The following is a 15,421-nucleotide window of genomic DNA, read 5'->3' on the forward strand; positions in this document are numbered from 1 at the left end:
GGGAAGTGCGGACCTTACCGCGAGGGTCCGCGCGGCGGGGAACGACGGTCGAGGCGGGCCGCGCTCACAGCGTCGGCGCGTAGCGCAGCATCACGAACCAGGTCCGGCCCGCCTGGTTGTAGAAGTTCGCCGTCTGGTACTGACGGTTGAACGCGTTGTCGACGTTCAGCTGCAGGCGCCAGTCCTTGGCGAACGCGAACTGCGCGTCCAGGTTGAGCAGGCCGTAGCCGCCGAGCCGGGTCTTGTTGGCGGCGTCGTCGAAGCGCTCGCCGGAACCGACCAGGTTCGCGCCCAGCGTCCAGGCGCGCAGCGTCGTTTCGGCGCGCAGCGTGCCGAAGCGCTTGGCGCGGCGCTGCAGCTGGCGGCCGGTGTTGGCGTCGGTCGGGTCGAGGAAGTCGGCGGTGGCGCTGAGCTTGACCGCGCCCAGGGTCGCGCCGCCCTTGAGGCTGGTGCCCTTGAGCATCGCGCGCGCGACGTTGGTGTAGCAGCCGGTCGTGGAGCGGCAGCTGCCCGCGGCGCCGAAGGCGATCAGGTCGCTGACGCGGTTGCGGAAGGTGGTGATGGCGAAGTCCAGGTCGCCCTGGGCCCAGGCCAGGCCGGCCTCGCGGTTGTGGCCGCGCTCCGGCCGCAGTTCCGGGAAGCCCTTGCTGGTGTCCGGGCCGTAGACGCTGCCGCGGTGGAACAGCGTCGGCGCGCGGAAGGCGTTGCCGGCCGAGGCCGTCACCCGCCAGCCGCCACCGAGCCGGTAGCCGGCCGCCAGACTGCCGGTGTCGATGCCGCCGAACTCGCTGTCGTCGTCATGGCGACCGTGCGCCTGCAGGCTCAGCGCGCCCAGCGTGCCGAGGTAGCTCAGGCCGGCCGCGTTCTGGCTGCGCGTGCCGGTACCGCCGCCGACCAGGTCGGCGTTGACGAGGCGGTCCTCGCGCCGCTCCAGCACGCCATTGAGCTGGTGCGCGGCATCGATCCGGTAGAAGCCCAGCAGCGAGGCGCTGCGGATGCGGGTTCTGGTCAGGTAGGGGGCGCTGGGGCGCGTCTCGTAGTTCTCTTCGGACTGGCCGACGGAGAGCTGCGTCGACAGCGCCTGCGACCAGACCGACTTCAGGCTGAGCTTGGCGGCGATGGATTCGGTGATGCCGCGGTCGTCGGCGTTCTTGCCGGCGTCGTAGCCGACGTCGCTGCGGCTCTTCAGGCCGAGCAGCTCCAGGCGCTGGCCCTCGGCGATGCGGCCGCCCAGGCGCAGGCTGCCGTTGTAGTTGCGCCAGCCGTCCTTGTCGGCATTGAAGCTCCTGCTGGTCGTGAGGCCGTAGGCGTTGAAACCGGTGCCGCGGTCGACGGCCAGCGAGCCGGCGTAGTCGAAGTCCGCATTGCCGCCCAGCAGCGACACGTCGGCCTTGACCTGGCCGAGGTTGCCGCCGCCGACGCCCAGGTCCAGCTGCGGCCGGCCGCTGCCCTGGCGCGTGAAGATCTGCACCACGCCGCCGATGGCGTCGGAGCCGTACAGCGCGCTGGCCGGGCCCTTGAGCACCTCGACGCGATCGATCAGCGAGACCGGCAGGTTCTCCCAGCGCGCGCCGCCGGTGGACTGGCCGTCGATGCGCACGCCGTCGATCAGGACGACGGTGTGGCGGGTCTCGGCGCCGCGGATGAAGACGGAGGTGGTGTTGCCCGGCCCGCCGTTGTTGGTCATCTGCAGGCCGGCGACGTTGCGCAGCAGCGCGGCGACGTTGCCGAAGCCCTGGCGCTCGATGGTGTCGCGGTGGATGACGGTGAGATCGGCGGCGATGTCGCCCAGCCGCATCGGGCTGCGCGAGCCGGTGACGGTGACTTCGTCGAGCCGGCTCGCGGGAGCGGTGGCGTCGGCTGAGGAAACGTCCGGGGTGGAGGAGGGCGCGGACTGCGCGAAGGCCGTGGCGGCGAGCGCCAGCGGCGTGAAGGCGAGCAGCGAGCGGGCACCGGCGCGCGCGCGCGAAACGAACGGAAGCATGAGAACGGACCAACGACGGGTTCAGGGCCCTGCTCACCCGCAGGACGTCTGAGGAACGATGCCGCCGGCTGCGTCGTCGATCCACCGGGTGGGCGGGTCGGGATCGGCTGGCGGGCACCACCTGTTGGCCGGTATCCGGGCTGGTGGCCGCTGCCTGTGTCCTTCCCAGCGCGGGCGCGCCAGTGGACATGGGGACAGGCAGTGCCGGCGGCGTGCCGGGTCCTTCGTCAGGATCCGGGGCGCGCGGCCGGTGGCCACTTACCGTTGCGGGGACAGCTCAGGTTGGCTCGCGCATCGGCGATGCGCCCGCTTCCTGATTCCCGTTTAACTGCACGGACGCAATGTCCGCGCGAGCACCAACGGCGCGCATTCTAGCGAGGTGTTTCCGCCTCGCCGCGTCTGGGCAGTGGCTGGAGCGCGCCATCGCCGACCATCGCGGGCGCCTTCTTGCCGGGCTTGGTCGTCGGCTTGGGCGGCAGCGACGGGTCGGGCGACTTCGGCAGCTTGGGCTTCTTCTTGGGCGGCTGCTTCGGATCCTTGGGCTTGGGCTTCTTCGGATCGGCGGGCTTGGAGGGGCGCGTCGACGCCTTCGGGGGCCGGGGCTCGATGGAGCCGTCGATGCCGGCGGCGGCGGGCGCGGGCGATTGCGCCGCGAGGCGTTCGCGTTCGCGCTGCCGCGATGCGAGCTCGCGGGACTCGTCGGCGGCGCGCTTTCGGGCGGCGGCGGCCTCCTTCGGATCGACGCGGTCCTGCGGCAGGTCCAGCGCCTGCGACGGGCCGTCGGGGCAGGGGCTGTCGCGCAGGTCCAGGCCCTGCGGGCCGCAGCGGTAGTAGCCGAAGGTGCGTTCCTGCGCGGGCTTGGGCTTGGCGCTCTCGGGCTGCGCGTGCGCCGCGCCGAACATGAGGACCAGCACAACAGTCATCAGGATCGAGGGGGCGCGCGTCGGCATGTCAGGCTCCGGAGGTCGGGGGAACGGGATCGGGAACGGGGGGAGTGGACGTCGCCGGCGTGGCGGCGGCCGACGCCCCCATCGGTGGGGCGTCCGCCGGGGCGCCTGTCGGGGCGCCCGGTTTCGGCGGCAGGTGGGCGGGGCGGGGGGGCTTGGGTCTGGGCGGCTTGGCATGCAGCAGCGCCACGGCCTTGGCCATGTCGCCGGCGGTCATCAGCTTGAAGGCCTCGAAGGACTTGGCGATGCTGTCCTCCACCGCCTGGCGCTCCGCCAGCGGCGGCTTGCGCAGCACGTAGCCGGCAACCTCGCCCTTGTGGCCCGGGTGGCCGATGCCCAGCCGCAAGCGCCAGAAGTTCGCGCTGCCCAGCTGGGCCTGCATGTCCTTCAGGCCGTTGTGGCCGGCGTTGCCGCCGCCCTGCTTGAGCTTGAGCTCGCCCGGCGCGATCTCGAGCTCGTCGTGGATCGCCAGGATCTCCTCCGGCGCGATCTTGAAGAAGCGCGCCAGCGCCGCCACCGACTTGCCGGAGAGATTCATGTAGGTCATCGGCTGCAGCAGCCAGATCGGACCGGCGGCGCCCGGCGCATCGTTGACGCGTGCCACCAGGCCGAAGTACTTGGTGTCCAGCTGCGGCGTGACCTTGAGGCCGCGCGCCAGCGCATCTATCCACCAGAACCCGGCGTTGTGCCGGGTGTCCTCATATTCCGGGCCGGGATTGCCCAGGCCGACAAAGAGACGAATCATGGGGAGGAATTATCAGCGTCGAGCCCAAATGCAGAAGGCCCCGCAAGCGGGGCCTTCTTCGGGGCGATGGACACGCGCCTCGTCAGCGGCGTATCCATCGCAGAGGAAGAAATTACTTCTTCTTCTTTTTCTTGTCGTCCGCGGCCGGAGCGGCGGCCACCACGATCTCTTCCACGACCGGGGGCACCGGGGTGGCGACGACCGGGTTCGGCTTGCCGTGGGTGACGATCTTGATGTGATCGGCCAGCTTCAGGTCGTTCACATGGATCGAGTGACCCATCGTCAGGTTGCTCAGGTCCACTTCGATGAACTCGGGCAGCTGTTGCGCCAGGCAGGTGATTTCCAGCTGGGTCAGCACGTGGTTCACGGTGCCCTTGTCGGTCTTGACGGCCGGCGACTCGGCTTCACCGACGAAGTGCAGCGGCACCTTCTTGGTGATGCGGGTCGTGGCGTCGACGCGCTGGAAGTCCACGTGCAGCACTTGCTGCTTGTACGGGTGCATCTGGAAGTCACGCAGCAGCACTTGCGTGGTCTTGCCGTCCACTTCCATGTCGAGGATGGAGCTGTGGAAAGCTTCCTTCTTCATGGCGTGGTACAGCGCGTTGTGGTCCAGTTCGACCAGGGCCGGCTCGCCAGCACCGTAGACGATGCCGGGCACCTTGCCGGCGAAACGCAGGCGGCGGCTCGCTCCGGTCCCCTGCTGCTTACGCTCGAAAGCGACGAATTTCATATCTGACTCCAAATTGACGGAGCACCCCCATGGCGCTCCGGTTGAAGGCCCCGCGACCAGGCACCTTCACGAAACGGCCGCTGTCCTCGCGAACAGCGGCCGGAACTGGCAACGCGATCAGAAGTTGTTGTTCTGCTCGCTGAAGAGGGAGGTCACCGATTCACCGTCCGAAATGCGGCGGATGGTTTCGGCGAACAGGAAGGCAACGGACAGCTGGCGGATCTTGCCGCAGGCCTTGGCGGCTTCCGACAGCGGGATCGTGTTGCTGATGACGACTTCGTCCAGGTGGGAGCCGGCGATGCGCTCGATCGCCGGGCCCGAGAGGATGGGATGGGTGCAGTAGGCGAAGACGCTCTTGGCGCCGCGGTCCTTCAGGACCTCCGCGGCCTTCACCAGCGTGCCGGCCGTGTCGATCATGTCGTCCATGATCACGCAGTTGCGGCCGTCGATCTCGCCGATGACATGCATCACTTCCGAGACGTTGGCCGCCGGACGGCGCTTGTCGATGATGGCCAGGTCGCAGCCCAGCTGCTTGGCCAGCGCGCGGGCGCGCACCACGCCGCCGACGTCGGGGCTGACCACCACCAGGTCGCTGTAGTTGCGGGCCTTCAGGTCCGACAGCAGCACCGGCGAGGCGTAGATGTTGTCGACCGGGATGTCGAAGAAGCCCTGGATCTGGTCCGCGTGCAGGTCCATGGTCAGGACGCGCTCGACGCCGACGGTCTCCAGCAGGTTGGCCACGACCTTGGCCGAGATGGGCACGCGCGTCGAACGCGGACGGCGGTCCTGGCGGGCATAACCGAAGTAGGGGATCACGGCGGTGATGCGGCGCGCGCTGGCGCGCTTCAACGCATCGACCATGATCAGCAGCTCCATCAGGTTCTCGTTCGTGGGCGCGCAGGTGGGCTGGATCACGAACACGTCGCGGGCGCGGACGTTCTGCTGGATCTCGACCGTCACTTCACCGTCGGAAAAACGACCGACCACGGCCTTGCCGAGCTCGAGGCCCAGATGCGAGGCGATTTCCTTGGAGAGGGAAGGGTTAGCGTTACCCGTGAAGAGGACGGTATTGAGCAGCACGACGGGCCATCCTTAGATTTATGGCCCGGTGGCCAACCCAGCGGGTCCCGGATTGAAACTGAGAATTTGGCAGGGGAGGAAGGACTCGAACCCTCGCATGTCGGAATCAAAATCCGATGCCTTAACCAACTTGGCGACTCCCCTACACAGGACATTGTTCGAGGAACAACACCCTACAACCTTCAGTCTTCCGCCCAGCCCCGCAAAGGGTGGACTGACAGACTGCGACACATCCTTCCGACCCAACCGTCCGGGAGTTCCTGGAACTCACCTTCCGGTGTCGCCTTGAGATTGCTCTCCAGGCCGGTGACCGTGTCCTTTTCCTGCACCGCGTTTTGCACTGCTGTTTGCGTTGCAATTCGCGAGGGCCGAACTATAGCAAAAACCGCACTGCCTGAACCCGTCATCCGAGAATTTTCGTAGCGGGTTTGCAACCATTCAAGCGCTGTCGATACTTCGTGACTGGCAGCTTCCGCGGGCGGTTGCAGATCATTTCTGCCCCAACCTTCGTACAACTGCTGCACGGGTATTTCTTGCGTTTGGTGATCGCGGCAGATATTGCCTTTGCGTTCACCCGAGCTATTGGCTTCGTCGCTTGGAAAATCCGCTACCGGGGTAACCAGACTATCTTCGCTGCGTCTGCCGTTCGCTGCAGGAAAGCCCGCTACTATAGCCACGCTTTCCGACCTTTGCAACAGCGGGCTCGAAAAAATTTCCTTGGTGCCGATGCTGACCGCGGGTTTGACCACCGCCAGGCGCAACTCGGGCACCGCCACCGGGGTGAGGACCTCGCCGATGCCTTCGACGAAGGCATTGCGCCCGCCGACGAAGAACGGCACGTCTGCGCCCAGTTGGAGCGCGATCGGCAATAGCCGCCGACGGGACCAGTTCAGCCCCCACAGCCGGTTCAGCGCCAGCAGCGTGCTGGCGGCATCCGAGGATCCGCCGCCCATGCCCGCGCCCGAGGGCAGGCGCTTCTCGATGTGGATGTCGGCGCCGAAAGCGCAGCCGCTGGCCTGCTGCAGCGCACGCGCGGCGCGCAGGCAGAGGTCGTCCGCCGGCAGCGCGTCGCCGCGGTCGTGGCGGCGCAGCGCGCCGTCCTCGCGGCGCTCGAAGTGCAGCGTGTCGGCCCAGTCGACCAGCACGAACAGCGACTGCAGCAGGTGATAGCCGTCCGCCCGCTTGCCCACCACGTGCAGGAACAGGTTGAGTTTGGCCGGCGCTGGCACGTCGTAGAGCGCCTTCAAGGGCGCGGCGGTGGAAATCGGGATCATGGGCGTCGACATGGCGGCGCAGTATGCCGCCGAGTATTCAGGGGCCGTGCGTGCGATTAACGAGCCGCGCGCGATTCCCTCGTGAAAAGTGCTCGAAAAATACCCCGGCGCGACGCCGGGATATCAAGGACTGACGGGCGCGTCGAGTTTCAGGCGCAGCGTCGCCAGCGGTTCGGATCCATTCGGGTTGAGGCGCTGGGCGGAGATCAGCTGGTCGCCGAAGCGGCGCAGGTCCACCTGCCAGCCCAGTTGCTGGAAGCCGGTGCCGTCCGCCGCCCGCGACGGCGCCTGCGGCCAGGGCCGCCCGCGCAGCCAGTCGAACAGGGCCTGCACGGGCAGCGCCTCGCCGAGCAATTCCTGCGTCAGCGCGTCGATGTCGTCGTAGGCGCGGTCGCCGTCGGGCGTCTTGACCCAGGCGGAGCCGGGCTGCCACGACACCCGCGCGACCAGGCTGCCCATCGGCGTGCTCATCTCGAGCTGACCGCGGCGGGGATCGCCGAGCAGCTCGAAGCTGGCGTTGACGTTCTGCCCGCGCGGCTGGCCACCGGGGCCGGCCGGCACGATCAGCCCGAACTTGCCGGTCAGGCGGGGCGCCTGCGCCAGCGAGGCGGCGTCCGCGCCCGAGGCCCGGGGCACCGAGCTGCAACCGGCGAGCGCCGTCGCCCCGAGAACGGCCAGCGCGCCGAGGTGGAATTGCCGCCGCCGCATCAGGGACGGACCTGCAGGCGTTGCATCACCGACTGCAGCGCCTCGTTGCGCGGATCGCGTCTGGCGGCATCGGCGAGGACGCGGCGCGCCTCGTCCTGCTGGCCGGCGGCCCAGAGCACCTCGCCGAGGTGGGCGGCGATCTCCGCGTCCGGGCGCGAGCCGTAGGCCTGGCGCAGCAGCCGCTCGGCCTCGCCCAGCCGGCCGAGGCGGAATTCCACCCAGCCCATGCTGTCGACGATGAAGGGCTCGCCCGGCGCGAAGCTCAGCGCCTTGGAGATCAGGTCGCGCGCCTCCTGCAGCCGCTCGTTGCGATCGGCCAGCGAGTAGCCCAGGGCGTTGTACGCGTGGTAATGCTGGGGCTTGAGCTGGATGACCTTCTGCAGCAGCGCTTCCATCTCCTGCGCCCGGCCGAGCTTCTCGGCCATCATCGACTGCTCGTAGATCAGGTCCGCATCCTCGGGCGACTGCTTGATCGCCTGGCCGAGCAGGTCGTAGGCGGCCTGCCACTGCTTGTTTTCGCGCAGCAGCTGGGATTCGGCCAGCACGCGGGCGCGGCGGTCCTGGTCGCGGTCGGCGGGCAGTTGCCGCAGCAGTTCGCGGCCCTCGTCGAGCCGGCCCTGGCGCGCCAGCAGCGAGGCACGGCGGTAGGCGATGTCCAGGTTGCCCGGCGCGGCCTCGATGCCGGCCAGGCGCTTCTCGGCGGTCTTGAAGTCGCCGCGCATCTCCGCGGCCTGCGCCAGCAGCAACTGGCCCTGCAGGCGGGCTTCCTTGTCGGCCTTGTCCAGGCCGGCCGCCGCGATCGCGCGCTCCGCCAGCGAGGACGAGTCGCCGCCGGGCTTGTCCACCAGCTTCAGATAGCGCTGCAGCGCGGTCTCGGCCGCGTCGGGATGCTGCAAATCCAGCTCCAGCGCGCCCAGCGCCAGCCAGTGGGACGCGTCCTCGGGCGACTCCTGCGTCAGCACGCGGAACTCCCGCGCGGCGTCGCCGGGCCGCTGGGCCCGTGCCAGCGCGCGGGCGTAGGCCAGGCGCAGCGCCTGCTTGTCGGGCTTGGCCTGCAGCTCGGCGGTGACCAGCGCCTCGGCCTCGGGGCGGCGCGGCAGCAGCTCCAGCGCCATCAGCAGCGGTTCCTCGCGCTCGGGGAAGTCCTTCGCGGCGGCGCGGACGTGGATCAGCGCGGTCTCGTAGCGGTCCGCGTTCTTGGCGAGCTGGGCCAGCACCAGCAGCGACGAGAAACGCGTCTCCGGCTTCGCTGCGGTCTCGCGCAGCAGCGGCTCGAAGGCCTCCAGCACGCGCGCCGGTTCCGGGCTGCGCTGGAACAGCGCCGGCAGCGCCGCGATCAGCGCGCCGCGGCCATCGGCCGGCGTCAGCGCCAGCAGCGAGCGCAGCACCGGCGGGATCTCGGCCGGGCGGTTCAGCAGCGCGAGCAACTGGATCTGCGTGCGGTGCGCCTCCAGCGAAGTCGGCAGCGCCTCGCGCCAGGCGCGGGCGGCGATGGCGGCCTGGTCGCCGGCGCGCGACTGCAGCGCGATCTGGACCACGCGGCGGAACAGTTCCTCGTCGTTGCTGCGGCGGGCGGCGTCGAGCAGCACCTGGTAGGCGACGCCGGCCTGGCCGCCCTGGAGTTCGAGCTCGCCGATCAGCAGCTGGTAGAACATCGGCGCGTCGAGGTCGGAATTGACGACCGGCGCCGAGGCGGCGGAGGCGGGCGCGTCGGCCGCGGCCGGCGCTTGCGGGGGCTGGGTCTGGGCGTGGGCGGCGCAGCTCAGGGCGAGGGCGGCTGGGAGCCACCAGCGGTGGCGCACGAGGGCGGGCATGAGGAACTCCTGAACTGGGCGGGAAGGCCTGACGGGCAAGCCGCGGACCATTCTAGGGAAGCGGCGCGGGCGCCGCGCCTATGATTCCGGGATGCCCGAGTTACCGGAAGTTGAAGTTACACGACGAAGTTTTGCGCCGGCCATCGCCGGCGCGCGCGTGCTGGACGTGCGGCTGGGAAAACCACTGCGCTGGCCGCTGGGCGTGGCGGCGGAACGGCTGGTGGGGCGCCGGGTCGGCGAGGCCCAGCGCCGCGGCAAGTACATCTGGCTGCCGCTGGTGGCGACGGCCGAGCAGCCCGGCCATCCGGACGAGAGCGGCGGCGGCCTGTTGCTGCACCTGGGCATGTCGGGCTCGCTGGCCTTCCGCGAGCAGCCGCCGGCGGCCGGGCCGCACGACCACTTCGAACTGGTCACCGACCGCGGCGTGCTGCGCCTGACCGATCCGCGGCGCTTCGGCGCGGTGGTCTGGTCGGACGGACTGGCCGTCGAGCCGGCGGCCAAGCTGCTGGCCCGGATCGGGCTGGAGCCCTTCGACATCGAATTCCACGGCCCCTACCTGCATGACGGTTTCCGCGGCCGGCGCGTGGCGGTGAAGCAGGCGATCCTGGCCGGCGACGTGGTCGTCGGCGCGGGCAACATCTATGCGTGCGAGGCGCTGTTCCTGGCTGGCGTCGATCCGCGCCTGGCGGCGGGCAAGCTGAGCCGGCCGCGCGCCGCCAAGCTGGCGGCGGCGCTGCGGCAGGTGCTGGGCGAAGCGCTCGAGGCCGGCGGCAGCACGCTGCGGGACTTCAAGGATGCGCACGGCGTGGCGGGCAGTTTCCAGATGCAGGCGCGCGTCTATGGCCGCGAGGGCGAACCCTGCCGCGCCTGCGGCACGCCGATCCGGCGCATCGTGCAGGGGCAGCGCTCGACCTTCTTCTGTCCGGTCTGCCAGAAGCGATGAGCGCCAAAGCGATGAGCGCCAGTACGCCAGCCAAGAAGCAAGCCTTGAGAACGACGCCCGACTCCCCGATCCCCGATGCCGACCTGGACGCCCGCGTGGCGGCGCTGCGCGGCGACTTCGCCCCGCGGCTGCTCGCGTGGCAGCGCCGCGAGGGGCGGCATGACCTGCCGTGGCAGAACACGCGCGACCCGTACCGGGTCTGGCTGTCGGAAATCATGCTGCAGCAGACGCAGGTGACGACGGTGCTGGGCTACTACAAGCGCTTCCTGGAGCGCTTCCCCGACGTGGCCGCGCTGGCCGCGGCGCCCAGTGACGAGGTCATGGCCGCGTGGGCCGGGCTGGGCTACTACAGCCGGGCGCGCAACCTGCACAAGTGCGCGCAGGCGGTGGTCGAGCGCCATGGCGGCGCCTTCCCGCGCAGCGCCGCCGAACTGGCGGAGCTGCCGGGCATCGGGCGCTCGACGGCGGCGGCGATCGCGTCCTTCTGCTTCGGCGAGCGCGTGGCCATCCTGGATGGCAACGTCAAGCGCGTGCTGGGCCGGCTGCTGGCCTTCGACGGCGACCTGTCCTCCGCCGCGCAGGAGAAGCGCCTGTGGCGCCAGGCCGAGGCGCTGCTGCCGCCGTCGCCCGAGGACATGCCCGCGTACACGCAGGGCCTGATGGACCTCGGCGCCAGCCTGTGCGCGACGCGCAGCCCGCAGTGCCTGCTGTGCCCGGTGGCGGCGCTGTGCACCGGGCTGGCGCAGGGCGAGCCCACCCGCTATCCGGTCAAGACCAAGAAGCTCAAGCGCGGCCAGCGGGAGAGCTGGTGGCTGTGGCTGGAGCACGAGGGCCGCGTCTGGCTGCAGCAGCGGCCGGCCGAGGGCGTCTGGGGCGGGCTCTGGACGCTGCCGCTGTTCGACGACGAGGCCACGCTGACGGCGCAGAGCGCCGCGCTGGGCGTGGCGGCGCCCGAGCCGCTGCCGCGCGTCAAGCATGTGCTGACGCATTTCGACTGGCTGCTGCATCCGCGCCGGGCGCTGCTGCCGCGCGAGACGCGACCGGCGAGCGAAGGCGTGTGGGTCGCGCGCGAGCGGCTGGGCGAGTACGCGTTGCCGGCGCCGCTGAAGAAGCTGCTGGACTAAGGTCGCCGCGCTGGCCGTCGACCCCCGGTTTCCGGGTCGGGCGCGGGGTTCCGCCGGTTCCCGACGGGCGCCGCTCCGTTATGCTCCCGCGATTGCCAGAACGGGCCACGACAGGCCCGCGCACGCCACCACCGCATTCAGGGACACCATGTCGAACGACGTCAAGCCGGGCCGGGCCGCGGCCCTCAAGAGCGCACTGGAATCGGCCTTCATCGCCGTGCTCGCCAGCGGCGTTTGCCTGTGGTTCCTGATCAGCGAGACGCAGGTGCCCGGCGAGGGCGATCCCGCCAAGCTGACCATGTTCGGCCTGGGTCTGTTCGCCGGCCTGTGCGCGCACTTCGCCTACATGGGCATCGCGCTCAAGCGCGCCGGGCGCAACGTGGTGCTGTGGCTGCTGCTGATGCTGGTGCTGATGCCCTTCGCCTCGGTGGTGCTGGGCATCCTGCTGTTCAACCAGGTGCAGGAGATGGAGCAGGCACGCGAGGAGGGCGGCGCGAGCGCCGTGTGAGCGGACGGCTCAGCGGGCGTCCAGCTCGCGGTGCCGCTTCAGCACCTGGCCGTGGTAGGCGAACTGCTTGGCCAGCGTCTCGACGAGATAGACCGAGCGGTGCTGGCCGCCGGTGCAGCCGATGGCCACGGTCAGGTAGCTGCGCTGGTCCTGCGCGAAGTTGGGCAGCCACTGCGCGATGAAGGCGCCGATCTGGCTGAGCATCAAGCGCACCTCCGGCTGGCCTTCCAGGTAGGCCGCGACTGGCTCGTCGCGGCCGGTGAAGGGCCGCAGCTCGCGGTCGTAATACGGGTTGGGCAGCACGCGCACGTCGAAGACGAAGTCCGCGTCGCTGGGCACGCCGTGCTTGAACGCGAAGGACTCGAACACCAGCGTCAGCGAGGCGCCGCTGACATGCACCAGGTCGCGCAGCCAGCCGCGCAGCTGCGCCGGGCGGAGCTGGCTGCTGTCGATGACGGTGGACTCCATCCGCAGCGGCGTCAGCAGCTCGCGCTCGAGCGCGATCGCCTCCTGCAGCGCGCGGTGGGTGTCGCTGTCCTCGTTGCCGACGCGCAGCGGGTGCGGGCGGCGCGTCTCGGAGAAGCGGCGCAGCAGCGTGTCGTCGTCGGCGTCCAGGAAGATCGAGCGCAGCGACACGCCTTCCTGGCGCATCGTCTTGATGTGGCCCAGCAGCTGCGGCAGCGAGCCGGCGCTGCGCACGTCCACCGCGATGGCCACGCGCCGCCAGCCGCGCTGGCGCTCCAGGTCGAGGAACTGCGGCAGCAGCTCGGGCGGGAGGTTGTCAACGCAGAAGAAGCCGGCGTCCTCGAGCGCATGCATCGCGATCGATTTGCCGCCGCCGGACATGCCGGTGACGAGCACCACCTCGCCGCGCGGCGAGTTGGCATTGGGCGTGGCCTGAGGCGCCGGTACCGGCGCGGTGTGGGGCGCGCTCATGGCTTGACCTTCCTGCCGGCGGCCGCGGGCGCGGCGGGGGTGGACTTGGCGGACAGGTCCAGCATCTCCTGCGCATGCGCCAGCGAGGTCGACGACAGGCGCTCGCCGCCGAGCATGCGGGCGATCTCGGCGGTGCGGGCCTCGCCGGCGATGGGGCGGACCTCGGAGTTGGTCTTGCCGTCCTTGAGCGCCTTGGCGACGAGGAAGTGGTGATCGGCGCAGGCGGCGACCTGCGGCAGGTGGGTGACCGCGAGCACCTGCACCCGCTGGCCGAGCTGCTTCATCAGGCGGCCGACGGTCTCGGCGACCGCGCCGCCGACGCCGGCATCGATCTCATCGAAGATCAGCGTGCCGGCGCCGCTGTTCTGCTGGCTGGTGGTGACGGCGATGGCCAGCGCGATGCGCGAGAGCTCGCCGCCCGAGGCGACCTTGGCCAGCGGGCGCGGCGTGCTGCCGGCGTGGCCGGCGACGAGGAACTCGGCCGATTCCATCCCGAAGCCCTGCGGCTCGTCCTGCGCCAGCAGCGCGACCTCGAAGCGGCCGCCGGCCATGCCGAGCTGCTGCATCGCCTGCGACACCGCATTCGACAGCGCCGGCGCGGCCTTGGCGCGCGCGGTGCTGACGGCCTTGGCTTCCTTCTGGTAGCGCTTGAGCGCGTCGGCCTGGCGGGCCTGCAGCGCGTCGAGGTCGGAGGCGGCGTCGAGCTGCGCGAGCTCGGTCTTCCATTCGGCCAGCAGCGCCGGCAGCTCGGCCGGCTGCCGGCGATAGCGGCGGGCGAGCGTGACCCAGGCGGACAGGCGGTCGTCGAGCTGCCGCAGCCGGTCCGGATCGAGGTCGGCCGCATGCAGGTAGGCGCCGAGGCTGTGCGCGGCGTCCTGCAGCTGGGCCTGCGCGCCCAGCAGCGCGTTGACGGTGTCCTGCAGGCCGGCGTCGTAGCCGAGCACGTCCTGCAGCGCGGACAGCGCTTCGTCGGTCAGCGACTCGGCGTTGATCTCGGCCTCGGCGATGCGCTCCAGCGCGCCGCGCGCGGCGTCCATCAGCGACTGCGCATGCGACAGGCGCTGATGCTCCGCGTTGAGTTCGTCCCACTCGTCGGCGCCGGGCGCGAGGCGGTCGACCTCGCCGATCTGCCAGCTCAGGCGCTCATGCTCGCGCGCCAGGTCGGCCTGCCTGGACTGCGCGGCGCCCAGCGCCTCGCTGGCCTGGCGCCACTCGGTGAAGGCGGCGGCCATCGGCCGGGTCTCGATCTGGGCGAAGCTGTCCAGCAGCTCGCGCACGCTGGCCGGGCGGGTCAGGCCTTGCCAGGCGTGCTGGCCGTGGATGTCGAGCAGGTGCTCGGCCAGCTCGCGCAGCTGGGCGACGGTGGCGGTGCCGCCGTTGATCCACGCGCGGCTCTTGCCCTGGGCGTCGATGACGCGGCGCAGCAGCAGCGTGTCCTCGGCGCCGTCGGTGGTGTCGAAGCCGGCTTCCTCCAGCCAGGCGGCGAGGGCGGCGGGGCGGTCGAACTCGGCGGAGATCTCGGCGCGGGTGGCGCCCTCGCGCACGACGGCGGCGTCGCCGCGCGAGCCCAGGGCCAGCTGCAGCGCGTCGATCAGGATGGACTTGCCGGCGCCGGTCTCGCCGGTGAGGGCCGAGAAACCGGCGGCGAAGTCCAGCTCCAGCGCTGGGACGATGACGAAGTCCTTGAGGCTCAGGCGGCGCAGCATCAGGTGTTTCCCTCGTTCCAGCGGAGCTTGCGGCGCAGCGTGGCGTAGTAGGACCAGCCGCGCGGATGCAGGAAGGGCGCGCGGTGCTGGGAGCGGCGCACGGTGATGCAGTCGCCGTGCAGCAGCGAGGCCAGGGATTGCATGTCGAAGTTCACCGAGGCGTCGCGGCCGGCGACGATGGTCAGGCGCACCTCGCCGCTGTCGGGCAGGACGATGGGGCGGTTGGAGAGCGCGTGGGACGCGATCGGCAGCAGCACCCAGCCGGCGATGCCGGGGTGGAGGATGGGGCCGCCGGCGGACAGCGCGTAGGCGGTGGAGCCGGTGGGAGTGCCGACGATGACGCCGTCGGCGCGCATGTTGGCGACGAACTCGTCGCCGACGTCGACGCGCAGCTCGACCATGGCGGCGGTGGCGCCGCGGGAGACGACGACGTCGTTCAGGGCCACGCCGGAGAAGATCTGCTCGCCGTCGCGGAAGACGGCGCCTTCGAGCAGGGAGCGGTGTTCGATCTCGAAGTCGCCGGCGAGGATGGGGGCGAGGGCGTCGCGGAACTGGTCGGCGGAGATGTCGGTGATGAAGCCCAGGCGGCCCTGGTTGATGCCGACCAGCGGCAGGCCGTAGCGGGCGACCTGGCGGGCGAAGCCGAGCATGGTGCCGTCGCCGCCGACGACGATGGCCAGGTCGCACTGGGTGCCGAGTTCGGCGTGGGTCAATGCGGGGAAGGCGGTGATGCCGGTGCTGTCGGCGGTTTCCTGTTCGAGGGAAACATCCAATCCCTGGGAGGCGACAAAATCGGCAATCTCTTCCAGGATGGGCCGGATGCCCCGGGACTGGGGTTTTCCGACGATGGCCACGTGACGGAAGCGCTTGGACATAGCGCGGAATTACACCACAGCGAGGTGGCGGGGCCGGGGGGTGGGAA

At 70.5% G+C, this 15,421-nt stretch carries 14 protein-coding genes, 1 tRNA gene and 1 riboswitch; of the genes, 3 read left to right on the forward strand and 12 right to left on the reverse strand.

Features of this window, described 5'->3' with window-relative positions; all coding sequences use genetic code 11:
- Positions 1–64 precede the first annotated feature (64 nt).
- From FHT38_RS02475 to FHT38_RS02515, 9 genes are all read right to left on the reverse strand, one after another.
- Positions 65–1,984, reverse strand: a complete 1,920-nt coding sequence (locus FHT38_RS02475) for a TonB-dependent siderophore receptor (protein ID WP_183489545.1) — start codon at positions 1,982–1,984, stop codon at positions 65–67.
- A 108-nt stretch (positions 1,985–2,092) separates the two neighbouring features.
- Positions 2,093–2,360: riboswitch (cobalamin riboswitch) on the reverse strand.
- Entirely contained in the window at positions 2,356–2,934 is a 579-nt protein-coding gene (locus tag FHT38_RS02480; protein WP_183489548.1) for a hypothetical protein, read from the reverse strand. Its footprint overlaps the riboswitch before it by 5 nt.
- A gap of 1 nt (position 2,935) precedes the next feature.
- Positions 2,936–3,676, reverse strand: a complete 741-nt coding sequence (gene pth, locus FHT38_RS02485; RefSeq protein ID WP_091721328.1) for an aminoacyl-tRNA hydrolase — start codon at positions 3,674–3,676, stop codon at positions 2,936–2,938.
- Between the two features lie 112 nt (positions 3,677–3,788).
- Positions 3,789–4,406 carry a 50S ribosomal protein L25/general stress protein Ctc gene (locus tag FHT38_RS02490; protein ID WP_183489551.1) on the reverse strand — a complete coding sequence of 206 codons (618 nt, stop codon included), beginning with the start codon at positions 4,404–4,406 and terminating at the stop codon, positions 3,789–3,791.
- 117 nt (positions 4,407–4,523) lie between these two features.
- Entirely contained in the window at positions 4,524–5,486 is a 963-nt protein-coding gene (locus FHT38_RS02495; protein WP_091721334.1) for a ribose-phosphate pyrophosphokinase, read from the reverse strand.
- A 67-nt stretch (positions 5,487–5,553) separates the two neighbouring features.
- Positions 5,554–5,630: transfer RNA gene (locus tag FHT38_RS02500), tRNA-Gln, on the reverse strand.
- A gap of 38 nt (positions 5,631–5,668) precedes the next feature.
- Complete coding sequence (gene ispE / locus FHT38_RS25720) at positions 5,669–6,772, reverse strand: 4-(cytidine 5'-diphospho)-2-C-methyl-D-erythritol kinase (RefSeq protein ID WP_404935691.1); 1,104 nt, start codon at positions 6,770–6,772, stop codon at positions 5,669–5,671.
- Between the two features lie 111 nt (positions 6,773–6,883).
- Entirely contained in the window at positions 6,884–7,468 is a 585-nt protein-coding gene (locus FHT38_RS02510) for an outer membrane lipoprotein LolB (protein WP_183489557.1), read from the reverse strand.
- A complete protein-coding gene (locus tag FHT38_RS02515) occupies positions 7,468–9,282 on the reverse strand; it encodes a tetratricopeptide repeat protein (protein WP_091721343.1) in 1,815 nt (604 codons plus the stop codon). The genes FHT38_RS02510 and FHT38_RS02515 overlap by 1 nt, the downstream gene beginning before the upstream one ends.
- 91 nt (positions 9,283–9,373) lie before the next feature.
- On the opposite strand from FHT38_RS02515, the gene mutM reads away from it, so the two are divergent.
- The 3 genes from mutM (at position 9,374) to FHT38_RS02530 (ending at position 11,857) form a co-directional block, all read left to right on the forward strand.
- Complete coding sequence (gene mutM / locus FHT38_RS02520; RefSeq protein ID WP_091721346.1) at positions 9,374–10,225, forward strand: bifunctional DNA-formamidopyrimidine glycosylase/DNA-(apurinic or apyrimidinic site) lyase; 852 nt, start codon at positions 9,374–9,376, stop codon at positions 10,223–10,225.
- 11 nt (positions 10,226–10,236) lie between these two features.
- Positions 10,237–11,349 carry an A/G-specific adenine glycosylase gene (gene mutY / locus FHT38_RS02525; RefSeq protein WP_183489560.1) on the forward strand — a complete coding sequence of 371 codons (1,113 nt, stop codon included), beginning with the start codon at positions 10,237–10,239 and terminating at the stop codon, positions 11,347–11,349.
- 148 nt (positions 11,350–11,497) lie between these two features.
- Positions 11,498–11,857 (forward strand): hypothetical protein, encoded by a 360-nt coding sequence (locus tag FHT38_RS02530; RefSeq protein WP_091721350.1) that lies wholly within the window; start codon positions 11,498–11,500, stop codon positions 11,855–11,857.
- Between the two features lie 9 nt (positions 11,858–11,866).
- On the opposite strand, the gene rapZ is transcribed toward FHT38_RS02530, so the two are convergent.
- Genes rapZ through FHT38_RS02545 form a run of 3 tightly spaced genes read right to left on the reverse strand, consistent with a single transcriptional unit; the run spans position 11,867 to position 15,374 of the window.
- Positions 11,867–12,793, reverse strand: coding sequence for an RNase adapter RapZ (rapZ, locus tag FHT38_RS02535; RefSeq protein WP_091721353.1), 927 nt, complete (start codon positions 12,791–12,793; stop codon positions 11,867–11,869).
- The gene (gene recN, locus FHT38_RS02540) at positions 12,790–14,499 is read right to left on the reverse strand and encodes a DNA repair protein RecN (protein ID WP_183489563.1); all 1,710 of its coding nucleotides are present in this window, start codon (positions 14,497–14,499) and stop codon (positions 12,790–12,792) included. Before recN ends, rapZ begins: the two co-directional genes overlap by 4 nt.
- The gene (locus FHT38_RS02545) at positions 14,499–15,374 is read right to left on the reverse strand and encodes an NAD kinase (RefSeq protein WP_091721359.1); all 876 of its coding nucleotides are present in this window, start codon (positions 15,372–15,374) and stop codon (positions 14,499–14,501) included. The genes recN and FHT38_RS02545 overlap by 1 nt, the downstream gene beginning before the upstream one ends.
- Positions 15,375–15,421 lie beyond the last annotated feature (47 nt).

Origin of the sequence: Mitsuaria sp. BK041, assembly GCF_014193085.1 — a bacterium.
GTDB lineage: Bacteria > Pseudomonadota > Gammaproteobacteria > Burkholderiales > Burkholderiaceae_C > Roseateles.